11 protein-coding genes are annotated in these 10697 nt (G+C 72.8%); 4 read left to right on the top strand and 7 right to left on the bottom strand.

All coding sequences use genetic code 11. The features are described 5' to 3' along the window. On the bottom strand, window positions 1–1026 hold a 1026-nt coding region (locus tag VB739_RS07100), incomplete at its 3' end, for a hypothetical protein (protein WP_323356393.1). Between the two features lie 67 nt (window positions 1027–1093). After that, window positions 1094–2809 carry an AarF/ABC1/UbiB kinase family protein gene (locus tag VB739_RS07095; RefSeq protein WP_323356392.1) on the bottom strand — a complete coding sequence of 572 codons (1716 nt, stop codon included), beginning with the start codon at window positions 2807–2809 and terminating at the stop codon, window positions 1094–1096. On the opposite strand from VB739_RS07095, the gene VB739_RS07090 reads away from it, so the two are divergent. From VB739_RS07090 to VB739_RS07080, 3 genes are read left to right on the top strand one after another with little or no spacing between them, the layout of a single operon-like run. Continuing rightward, complete coding sequence (locus VB739_RS07090) at window positions 2808–4166, top strand: aminotransferase class I/II-fold pyridoxal phosphate-dependent enzyme (RefSeq protein ID WP_323356391.1); 1359 nt, start codon at window positions 2808–2810, stop codon at window positions 4164–4166. The genes VB739_RS07095 and VB739_RS07090 overlap by 2 nt on opposite strands. A 5-nt stretch (window positions 4167–4171) precedes the next feature. Continuing rightward, on the top strand, window positions 4172–4771 hold the full coding sequence (gene cbiT, locus VB739_RS07085) for a precorrin-6Y C5,15-methyltransferase subunit CbiT (RefSeq protein WP_216910874.1): 600 nt from the start codon (window positions 4172–4174) through the stop codon (window positions 4769–4771). 10 nt (window positions 4772–4781) lie between these two features. Further along, window positions 4782–5687, top strand: coding sequence for a phosphatidate cytidylyltransferase (locus tag VB739_RS07080; RefSeq protein ID WP_323356390.1), 906 nt, complete (start codon window positions 4782–4784; stop codon window positions 5685–5687). A gap of 16 nt (window positions 5688–5703) precedes the next feature. On the opposite strand, the gene VB739_RS07075 is transcribed toward VB739_RS07080, so the two are convergent. Continuing rightward, complete coding sequence (locus VB739_RS07075; protein ID WP_323356389.1) at window positions 5704–6306, bottom strand: DUF2993 domain-containing protein; 603 nt, start codon at window positions 6304–6306, stop codon at window positions 5704–5706. Between the two features lie 93 nt (window positions 6307–6399). Next, window positions 6400–6705 carry a hypothetical protein gene (locus VB739_RS07070; protein WP_323356399.1) on the bottom strand — a complete coding sequence of 102 codons (306 nt, stop codon included), beginning with the start codon at window positions 6703–6705 and terminating at the stop codon, window positions 6400–6402. Window positions 6706–6777: 72 nt separating this feature from the next. Between VB739_RS07070 and VB739_RS07065 the strand changes: the two genes are divergently transcribed. Continuing rightward, window positions 6778–8247 carry an NAD(P)-binding protein gene (locus VB739_RS07065; protein ID WP_323356388.1) on the top strand — a complete coding sequence of 490 codons (1470 nt, stop codon included), beginning with the start codon at window positions 6778–6780 and terminating at the stop codon, window positions 8245–8247. Here the strand turns inward: VB739_RS07065 and VB739_RS07060 are convergent. Genes VB739_RS07060 through VB739_RS07050 form a run of 3 tightly spaced genes read right to left on the bottom strand, consistent with a single transcriptional unit; the run spans window position 8198 to window position 10673 of the window. Further along, window positions 8198–8656: a DUF1499 domain-containing protein gene (locus VB739_RS07060; RefSeq protein ID WP_323356387.1), complete on the bottom strand. Its 459-nt coding sequence runs from the start codon at window positions 8654–8656 to the stop codon at window positions 8198–8200. The two genes, VB739_RS07065 and VB739_RS07060, sit on opposite strands and share 50 nt — an antisense overlap. Continuing rightward, entirely contained in the window at window positions 8653–9573 is a 921-nt protein-coding gene (locus VB739_RS07055; protein WP_323356386.1) for an alpha/beta fold hydrolase, read from the bottom strand. The genes VB739_RS07060 and VB739_RS07055 overlap by 4 nt, the downstream gene beginning before the upstream one ends. Next, complete coding sequence (locus VB739_RS07050) at window positions 9570–10673, bottom strand: iron-containing alcohol dehydrogenase (RefSeq protein ID WP_323356385.1); 1104 nt, start codon at window positions 10671–10673, stop codon at window positions 9570–9572. The genes VB739_RS07055 and VB739_RS07050 overlap by 4 nt, the downstream gene beginning before the upstream one ends. Between the last annotated feature and the right edge of the window lie 24 nt (window positions 10674–10697).

The raw sequence follows: 10697 nt of genomic DNA, 5'->3' as shown, positions 1-10697 counted from the left end.
GGCCTGCAGCCGGGGCGGCGCGGCCCCCGGCCGGTGCAGCCGCAGCACTCCCAGGCCGAACACCAGCACCGCCGCCAGGGCGGCGCCGGTCGTCAGGGCGCTGGAGACGGCCAGCGCCGGGCCATTGGCCAGAAACCAGCCGACCTGAAACAGGCCATAGACCCAGCTCACCAGCAACCGGTGCCGCTGCCAGCGATGGCGCCGGGGCAGCTCGGAGCCCACCAGGGCGATGGCGGTGGCGATCGCCAGGGCCGGGCCACCCTGGGGAGCGATCGCCAGGGGCACCAGGCTCACGGCCACGTGCAGCGAGGCGATCGTGGCGGTGCGCGCGATGGCGGCCAGGCCGAGGTTGACGGCGACGCCACCGGCCAGCAGGGCCATGGCCTGGGCTGGGACCACCACCCACTGCAGACCGAGCTGGGGCAGCCCACCGGCGGCGGCGCAGGCGAACAGGACCAGGGCGCCCCCGCCGCTGCGCAGGCCGTCGGTGAGGTCGCGCCAGCGCTCCCGCCGGCCCCAGAGCAGCGACGGCAGGGCCAGCAGCCCGCCAGCCAGCAGGACGAGCAGAAAGCGCTCCCGGGCACCCAGCCGCAGGCCCGCATGGATGCTCATGAAGGTGACCCCGGCCACCACCACAAGCACACCGAGCAGGCCGCTCCAGTTCTCCACCAGCCGCCGCTCGATCCGCTTCCAGGGTCGGGCTGCGCCCCTGGCCGGCCGCAGCGGTGCGACAGGCACGGGCGCGGGCACCACTGGGTCGTCCCAGGCCCGGGTGGTGCCTGGGGCTGGGGCTGGGGCCAACACCGCAGGCTCCTCCGCCGGGGCGATTCCCGACTGGCCGGGCCAGGATTCACCCGCCAGGCGCTTCTCCAGGGCCTCGCTCCAGAGCGAGAGGGCGAAGAAGCGCTGGCTGAGGGAGGCACTGTGCCGCTCCAGGCGCCTGAGGCGGCGCTCCATCGACAGGGTCTGCAGGATCCACCCGGCCAGCAGGAGCAGGAGGGCGATGAGCAGCAGAGCCTCGGTCAAGGGGCCGCAGGAGGCAGGGTCGCGACCCAGCTTCGCCTGGCCAGGCGCTCAGCGCACCCGTGGGGCCTCAGGCGGCGAGCGGATTGAGGCGGGACAGCAGACCCGTGGCCAGCTTGCGGGCCGAGAAGGTGCGGCCCATCAGCCCCAGCAGGGCCTGGAGATCGTCGGTGTGCAGCCGGTCGTGGCTCACCAGACTCAGCAACAGCCGCTGGCGCAGGCTGGTGCCTTCCTTGCCCAGCAGCAGGCGCAGGCCATCCCGCGCCACGGGCAGCAGGTCGGTGGAGGTGGTGCCGTTCTCGACCACCGCCAGCAAGTTCTCCAGCCGCTCCACCCGCAGGCGCCCGTCCTTGTCGAAGATCACCTCCAGCAGCTTCTCGCGCATCTCGGCAGTGTCACCGGCCAGCAGGCGCCGGGCCACGTAGGGGTAAGCCACCCGGATGATGCGGAAGTCCGGGTCGAGGCGCATCGCCAACCCCTCCTGGCTCACCACGGCCCGGATGATCAACGCGAAGCGTGCCGGCACCCGGAACGGGTAGTCGTACATCAGCTCCGAGAAGCGATCGGTGATCGCCTTGAAGTTGAAGCTGCCCACGTTCTCCCCCAGGGCACCACCGAGCACTTCCTCGAGCGCCGGCACGATCGGCCCCAGGGGGGTGCTGGGGTTGAGGAAGCCGAGCACCACGAAATCCCTGGCCAGGGCCTCGAAATCACGGTTGATCAGATGCACCACCGCCCCGGTGAGGGTCAGGCGGTCGGAGTCGCTCAGCGAATCCATCATGCCGAAGTCGACATAGGCCACATGGCCCAGGCCGTTGGTCTTGCCCGGCAGGGCGAACAGGTTGCCCGGATGGGGATCGGCGTGGAAGTAGCCGAACTCGAGCAGCTGCTGCAGGCCTGCGATCACCCCAGTGCGGATCAGGGCCGCCGGGTCCAGGTGGTGGGCCTCCAGCTCACGGCGGCTCTGCAGCTTGGTGCCGTTGATCCAGCTGGTGGTCAGCACCCGGCGACTGCTGAGGCTGCGCACCACAGCCGGAACGGTGACCTCGGGGTGGTCCTGGAACAGGGTGGCGAAGCGTTCGGCGTTGTCGGCCTCACGCCGGTAATCGATCTCCTCGAACAGGGTGGAGCCGAACTCATCGATGATCGCCCCGAGGCCGAAGCCCAGGTTCAGGGGCAGGAACGGGGCCGCCAGCACCGCCAGCGAGCGGATGATGACCAGGTCGCGGCGCAGCACGAAGGGCAGATCGGGCCGCTGCACCTTCACGGCTACCCAGTGGCCCTCCGCCAGACGGGCCCGGTAGACCTGCCCCAGGCTGGCCGCCGCCATCGGGTAATCGGGGAACTCCTCATAAAGCTGGTGGGCAGGGGCCCCCAGTTCCTCCTCGATCAGCGCCAGGGCGACCGCGTGGGAGAAGGGGGGCAGATCGTCCTGGAGCCGGGCCAACTCCTCCAGCCAGTCGCGCCGCACCAGGTCGGGGCGGGTGGAGAGGGCCTGCCCCACCTTGATGAAGCAGGGCCCCAGGTTGCTGAGGGTTTCCAGGATGGCGCGGGCCAGCCGCTGCTGCACCCGGGCATCGGTGCTGCTCGACTGAACCGCCAGCCGCAGGGCCAGCCCGGCAAGCCGCCAGATCACCACGATCAGCCGTGCCACCAGGACCCACGGCCGCAGCAGCAGCCAGCGCAGATCTCCGTTGGGGTCGTAGGTGGGCGTGGGGGTGACGGCCTCTGCCAGTGTCTTGCCGCAGCGATCGCCAGACTCTAGGAACTGTGTTCCCTGGTCCATGGGCCCCTTCTGGCGGTCAGCGCCGCTGGCCCTGCACCTGCCGGCCCATGGCCGGGGCCGGGCCCTGGCCCCCGCCCTGCGCCGGCTGTTGCGTCAGCCACCGGGGAGCTGGGATCTGCCGGAACTGCCTGGCTTCGGCGGGCCCCTCGAACCGGAGGGAACGGTGGCCGAAGCCCAGGGGCGCGCGGCGGCCCTGCTGGGGGCGGAGCGTTGCTGGTTCGGGGTGAATGGGGCCTCGGGGCTGCTGCAAGCGGCTCTGCTGGCCCTCGGCCCGTCGGGGTCCCGGGTGTTGCTGCCCCGCAACCTGCATCGCAGCCTGCTGCACGGCTGCGTGCTGGGCGGCATCGAGCCGCTTCTGTACGACCTGCCGAGCGATCCGCTCACCGGCCTGTGGCAACCGCCGCAGCCCGAGCGGCTCGAGCGGGTGCTGGCTGCCGCCTCCGACGGCGGCAGCCCCCCAGCGGCCCTGGTGCTGGTGGATCCCACCTACCAGGGCCTGGTGGCCGACCTGCCGGCCCTGGTGGCCCTCGCCCACCGCGCTGGACTGCCGGTGCTGGTGGACCAGGCCCACGGCGGCGGCGAGGCCCTGGGGGCCGGAGCCGATCTGGTGGTGCTCTCCGTGCAGAAGAGCGGCACCGGCCTGGCCCAGAGCGCGGCCCTGCTGGCCCAGGGTGACCGGGTGGCCCCGGAGGCCATCGAGCGGGCCCTGCTGTGGCTGCAGACCTCCAGCCCCAGTGCCCTGCTGCTGGCCTCGACGGCAGCAGCCCTGGAGCATGGAGCCAGCGATGCCGGACGTCGCCAGCGCCACCGGGCCGAGGCCAGGGCCGCCCGGCTGCGCAGCCGGCTGGAGGACCTGGGCCTGCCGCTGGTGGCCAACGGCGATCCCCTGCGCCTGGTGCTGGCCACGGCCCCGCTGGGGATCAACGGGCTGGAGGCCGACACGTGGATGCTGCAGCGTGGGGCGATCGCGGAGTTGCCGGAGCCAGGCGCCCTCACCTTCTGCCTGGGGCTGAACCCACCCCGGGGCCTGGAGCGGCGCCTGCCGCGCCTGCTGCAGGACCTGCGCCGGGCCCTCGGCGGACAACCGCTGCCGTCCTTCACAGCTCCCCCTCTGCCGCTGCTGGCGGCACCGGAGCTGCCGATCGGCGTGGCCTGGCGGAGCCCGGCGGAGGCCGTCCCCCTGGAGCGGGCCGCCGGCCGGGTGGCCGCGGCACCGATCTGTCCCTACCCGCCGGGGATTCCGCTGCTGGTGCCCGGCGAGCGGATCGATGCGGCCCGCGCCGACTGGCTGCAGGGCCAACGGCGCCTCTGGCCCGGCCAGATCGCTGATACCGTGAGCGTTGTGGTCGGTTCGTGAGCCCGTTGCCGAACCCCTTCCACTGGGATTTCGTCACCCCCGGACTGCCGGACAGCGCCTTCGAGGACGCCCCGGGATTCAGCCCCACGCCGCTTGAGCTGCGGGTGATGCTGCTGGCCCACCTGCGCCCCCGCGCCGATTCGCTCGTCTGGGACGTGGGCGGCGGCACCGGCGCCCTGGCCCTGGAAATTGCCCGGCTGATGCCCACCGGCGCCGTTCATACCCTGGAGCGGGATCCGGAGGCGATCGACCTGCTGGAACGCAACCGGCAGCGCTTCGGCATCCACAACCTGCACATCCACGCCGGCGAGGCCCCGGAGGGACTGGCCCTGCTCCCCCCCAACCCCGACCGGGTGCTTCTGGAGGTGGGCCGGCCCCTGGAGGACGTGCTGCGGGCCGTCTGGGGGGCCCTTCAGCCCTCCGGACGGCTGGTGATCAGCACCGTCAACCTGGAGGGTCTGGTGAAGGCCACCGACACCCTCGCCCAGCTGGGGGCCCACGATGTTCAGGTGGTGCAGGCCACCGTGCACCGCATGCAGCGCCGCGGCAGCCAGGCCAAGCTGGCCGCCGCCGAACCGCTGTTCGTGATCGCCGCCGAGCGTTGAGCCCCAGCCCTTGCCTCCCGCCCCCCGCACCGCCACCTCCCTGTCCCGCCTGCTGAGTGGCTGGCTGGCCGGCGGCTTCGGGCTGGTGGTGGTGGGCCTCGGCGGCTGGTGGTTCACCGTCGCCGTGGGGGTGATCGTGCACCTGGGCCTGCTGGAGTTCTTCCGCATGGCCCAGTTCAAGGGCATCCGCCCCGCCACCAAGACCACCCTGGTGGCGGTGCAGCTGCTGCTGGTCTCCACCCAGGTGGCCGCCGGCAGCCTCTGGCCGGGGGGTGGCATGGCGGGCGACGTGGCCGCCGCCGTGCTGCCCGCCTCCGGGGCGGTGATCTGCGGCTGGCTGCTGCTCCAGCCGGTCACCGGCACCATCGCCGACATCGCCGCCTCGGTGTTCGGGCTCTTTTATCTAGGCTTCCTGCCCAGCCATTGGATCAAGCTGCGTGATCTCACCGATCCCGCCCTCGCTCCCGCCCTCGACGGGCTGGGCTGGCCCTGGAGCCCCGGCATGGCCCTCACCCTGCTGGCCTGCCTGATGATCGTGGCCACCGACATCGGCTCCTACGTGATCGGTCGACGTCTGGGCCGCCACGCCCTCTCGCCGATTTCCCCTGGCAAGACGGTGGAGGGGGCCCTGGGCGGGGTGCTCTGCGCCCTGCTGGTGGGGGGCGTGGGCGGGGTGCTGCTGGGCTGGCGCTGGGGCTGGCTGATCGGAGCGGTGCTGGGGGCGGTGGTGTCCCTGTTCGCCCTGGTGGGCGACCTGACCGAATCGATGATGAAACGGGATGCGGGCCTGAAGGACTCCGGCGATGCGATCCCCGGCCACGGCGGCATCCTCGATCGGATCGACAGCTACCTGTTCGTGCCAGCGGTGGTCTATTCCGCGGTGACCCTGGTGCTGCCGCTGCTGCAGCGGGGCTGAGCGTCTGCCTGGGCCCTCAGGGGGAGACCCGGGCCTCCCCCTCCAGGTGCAGCAGACCGGCACCGAGCTCGGCCCGTTCGATGCGGATGTTGGGATCCATCGGCAGCCGGGCGTGGGGAGTCCCCTCGGCGCAGCGCAGCTCCACGGTGCCGCCGTCGGCCCGCACCGCCACCTCCCGCTCCACCGGCTCCCGATCGCCGCTGGCGAAGGCCCGCAGCACCAACCGGTCCTCGCGGATGCGCAGCCCCGCCAGGGGGGTCAGGCCCAGCAGGTCGTCGGCCAGGCCATCGCCGAGGCCGCGCCAGGCCGGGGTGCTCAGGGAACGGCTGAGGCCGTCGCCGCTGAAGCTCACCAGCCCCTGGATGCGGAAGGGCTGCTCCAGCCTCACCGCCTGGTTCCGCACCAGGGATCCCATGCGCACCTGAATGCCGTCACAGCGGAGGTCCACCTCCTCGATCTCCATCGCCTGGTACACGACCCGCCGGGCCCGCAGCCGCACCCCATCCAGACGTCCCCGCAGCAGCCGCAGCCCCGAACCCTCCAGGCGGATCTCCAGCCGCTCGATGGCCTCGCACTGCTGCCGCAGCCACAGCTCCAGACCCCGGGCCAACAGCCCCATCACGGGGCCTGCTGCTTCAGGTGCCTCGGGGGGACGGTCGCTAGCTGGTGTCTCGCTCATCCGCCAGCAGAGGGCACAGGACTGCTCAGATTCTCATTCCATCCGGGCTCGGCGCGCCTCGCGGAAGGCCTCCGCGGCCGTCAGTGCCGCCAGCAGCAGCAATCCCCCCAGGCCGACCAGCTGGTTGCGGGGGTCGGGCGCCGTCAGGTCCGTCGCGCTGGCTGCGCCGCCCAGCACGGCCCCCAGCAGGAACCAGGCCGTGGCCAGGGCCGAGGTAATCCAGTAGGCCCGCCAGCGGCGCTGGTAGATGTAGCCGGTGCCCAGGCCGGGCACGACGTTGAGCAGGGCCCCCAGCCAGGGGGCGGACGCGGCCAGGATTGTCTTGTCTTCAGGCGTCATCGTCATCACGGCATGGCTGGATCGTCAGGTGAGTCTGGCCAGTCGCGGCGGCCAAGCGCGCCATCGCTGGCGGTGATCGGCGCCGGAGTGGCCGGTTGTGCCCTGGCCGCAGGGCTGCGGCGCGGTGGCTGGGACGGCCCGATCGACCTCTGGGAGGCGGGTCGGGGTCCCGGAGGTCGGGCCGCCACCCGCCGCTCCCGCCAGGACGCCGCTTGGCGCCTCGACCACGGAGCACCCCTGCTCAACCTGCTGGAGGGCCCCGAACCGGAACTGGTGGCGCCCCTGCGGTCGGGGGACTGGATCGTGCCCTGGCGGGAGCCGGCGGCGGAGCTGCAGGCCGACGGAACCCTGGGACCAGCCGAGGCCGATCCCCTGCTGCGCGGCGCTTTGTACCGGGGCCGTCTGGGCATGGACGACCTCTGCCGCGGCCTGCTGGCCCTGGCCCAGGCCCAGGGGCCGCCACCCAGCCCCACGGGCCACTACGGCACCCTGGTGCGCCACCTGGAGGCTCGCCCCGATGGGGGCTGGCGCCTGATCGAGGCCACCGGGACGGTGCTGGGCGAGGCCGACTGGCTGGTGCTCAGCGGCACCCTGCTGGCCCATCCCCGCGCCATGGAGCGGTTCGGCTGGTCGGAGGTGCCGCTGCAGCGGGCGGCAGAGGGCCTCGGCGATGGAGCACTGGAGACGGCCCTGGCGGCCCTCGCCAGCATGGGGATGCAGAGCCGCACCAATCTGATGCTCACGATCGAGCCCACCGCGGCGACCCGGTGGCTGGCCCTGCCGTTCCGGCTGCTCGGCTTTGACGGCCCAGCCCAGCAGCGCTGGGGGCTGCGGCGGCTGGCGATCCAGCCCCTGGCCGACGGCCGCTGCGGCGTCGTGGCCCACAGCGTCACCGACGCCGTCGTCGACATCGCCGCCCTGGAAGGAGCCGTCGCCAGCGCACTGGTGCCGTGGCTCGGGGAGCGGCCCGTCGGTGGCGACGCCCTGGAGGGGGTGGTCCAGCGTCAACTGATGCACTGGGGAGCCGCCTTTCCCGTGGCCCCCGGCCTTTCCCCCACCGCCATGCTCTGCCCCGCCAGCCGGGTGGCCTTCTGCGGCGACTTCATCGCCGGACAAGGCTTCGGCCGGATCGAGGGGGCCCTGCGCAGCGCCCAGGCCCTGGCGGCTCAGCTGCTGGCCATGGTGCTGCTGCTCTGTCTTGCCCTGGGGAGCCCGGCGGCCGCCGCGGCCGCGGCCGTCACCTACCGCTGCGACGGTGACCTGCTGCTGGCGACCAGCGACAACGGGGCCGTGGATGCCCCGGGCCTCCCCAACACCAGCGCCGGCACGGTCCCCGGCGCCACGGTGCTGCTGGAGTGGCGCGACCTGCGTCTGCAACTGCCGCGCACCAACAATGCCGGCCCCCCCAGCTACACCGACGGGCTCTGGTGGTGGAGCCTGGAGGATCCGCAGCAGCCCCGTTTTCTGCACCGCCGCGGCGCCATCGAACGCTTCAGCTGTCAGGCAGTTGCTGCTGGAGGGCCGCCAGCCGGCGGGCATTGACGCCCAGATCCGAGTCCCCCAGCCGTGAGCTGGAGCGGGCCTGCAACACACCGGCGGCCGGCAGGGCCTGCAGTTCGAGGTCGTCGACGAAGCCGAACAACCGGCTGGTGGCTGTGGCGTGCAGATAGCGGCCATCACGCTCGACGATCCTGACGCCCTCGGTGGTTTCCAGCAGGGGCACCAACGCGCTCAGGGCCGCCTCCGGGTCGGTGAGCGGCCAGTCGGCCCGAACGCAGTGGGCCGGCACCGCACAGGCAGAGAGGGAGCCGTCGTGCACGCCGAGCTCCGCCGGCACCGGTCCCTCCAGGTGCAGCAGCGAGGCCTCGGCCGGGCCCGCCAGCCCAAGCAGCAAGACCAGCAGCAAGCCGGCAACGAGGCGTGGCAAGGACAGAGGAGAGGGGGACGTCATGGGGGGGTGGGGATCGGGGCGCAGGGTGAGCCCAGCCAGGCGGCGGCCACCCGCTCGGGCTGGTCGATGTGGGGCAGGTGGCCGCAGGCCGCCAATTCGGTGATGCGGGACCCCAGCAGGGCCTGGGCGGCCCGCTTCTGCGGGGCGCGCAGGATCCGGTCGTCGGCGCCCCAGAGCACCGCCAGGGGCTGGGGAGGCAGGGGCGCGCCGCAGCCGGCGAAGCCGCCACTGCGGGCGAAGCGGCGCAGGGCCTCGGCCCAGCCCGGCGCCCTGAGATGCAGCGAAGCAATCTCCAGCTCGGCCGGCCCCACGTCCCGATCGGGATCGGCAAAGGCGCTGCGGCAAAGGCCACCGCGCACCTTCGGCAGAGCCAGGAACCGCACACCGAGTCCGTCCAGCAAGGGCGGCAGCGGCATGGGGCGGCCGGTGAGGCCCGCCGGGGCCAGCAACAGCAACCGCCCGAAGCGCGTGGGGTGGCGCCGGGCCAGGGCCACCGCCACCGCTCCGCCCATCGAGGCCCCGATCAGGCCCAGTGTCTGTTCGCCGGCAGGAACCTGGCGATCGAACGCCTCCAGCCACGCGTCCAGATGCCGCAGGACAGCCTCGGGGGTGTAGTCGCGGTCCGCGGGCCTGGGGCAGAAGCCGAAGCCGTGCAGGTCCGGGATCAGCAGCCGGTGGCTGGCCGCCAGCAGGGGGGCCAGGCGGCGGAACTCCAGGAAGGAACTGTCGAAGCCGTGCAGCAGCAGCAGGGGCGGGCCCTCCCCCAGCACCGCCACCGGCCAGTGCTCCGGGTGCCCGGGCAGCTCCCACCACTGGACCTGGCCGGCCAGGGCGCGGCCCAACGGGTCAAGCAGGGAGTCGGCGGCGGCCGTGACCAGATCGCGGCCGCTGGGCGGGCGGGTGAGGCTGGACCTCACGTCTGCTGCCGGTCGACGGTGGCGCCCACCATGGCGGCCAGCAGGTCTTCGGGGGCCACCGCGAAGGGCAGGTGGTGCAGGTCGGAGCCGTCGCGGCAGGCGAAGCGGCAGACCTGACGCAGATCCTCCAGGGTGGCCCCGCCCAGCCCCAGGGCCTCGAGATCGGTGGGCAGCCCCAGCCGGCGGAAGACGGGGAGCAACTGGCGGCGGGCCTGGGCCGCCAGCCGGTTGCCGGCCAGCTGCTCCTCCAGCCAGAGCTGCACCAACACACCGAACCCCACTTTCTCGCCATGGAGCTGGCCGTGGGTGGCGGCGAGCTGGGTGAGGCCGTTGTGGACGGCGTGGGCGGCCACGGTGCGGCAACGGGCGCCGCCGATGCCGCCGATCAACCCCGCGGTGAGGGCGCAACCCTCGGCCACCCTCACCCAGGCTTCGCCGCTCGGGTCCGCCAGGGCGGCTTCCCCCTCCAGCAGCAGCAGATCGCGCAGCAGGCGGGCCATCTGCACGGCCTGCTGCACCAGGCCATCATCGCTGGAGCCGCTGCTCACCGAGGCCTCATACCACTTGGCCACCGCATCGGCGATGCCGCTGGCCAGGGTGCGTGCCGGCGCCTGCCGCACCAGGTCGTGGTCGAAGACGAGAAGATCGGGGCAGCGCTCGATGGCCACATCGCCCAGGAAGGCGCCCTCGGGTGTGTACATGTTGGCCAGGGCCGTCCAGCCAGCACAGGTGGCGGCGCTGGTGGGCACCGTGATGCAGGGCAGGCCAAGCCGGTGGGCCAGCAGCTTGCCCGCATCCAGCACCTTTCCGCCACCGGCGGCGATCAGAGCATCACAGCCGGCCGCGATGGCGTCCTGGGCCAGGGGCAGCAGGTCTTCGTCGCAGCAGTCGCGGAACCCCTGGCTGGCCACTGGGCGGGCACCGGCCCGCTCCAGATCAACCAGCAGCTGTTGTCGCAGGGAGTAGGTGGAGGCGCTGCGCCCCAACAGGAAGGGACGTTGACCCAGGGCCACAACGCGAGGCAGAGCCTGCGACCAGGCTCCGTCGCCGCGCAGCACCAGGGCCGGGGCGATGGCGTGGGTCTGCAGAGAATCCGTCATGGCCGACTTCTGATCACTGAAATG

Origin of the sequence: Cyanobium gracile UHCC 0281 (assembly GCF_034931305.1) — a bacterium.
Taxonomy (GTDB): domain Bacteria; phylum Cyanobacteriota; class Cyanobacteriia; order PCC-6307; family Cyanobiaceae; genus Cyanobium; species Cyanobium gracile_A.
The sequence above is the reverse complement of the archived record's forward strand: the minus strand, read 5'-3'. Positions and strand labels throughout refer to the sequence as shown.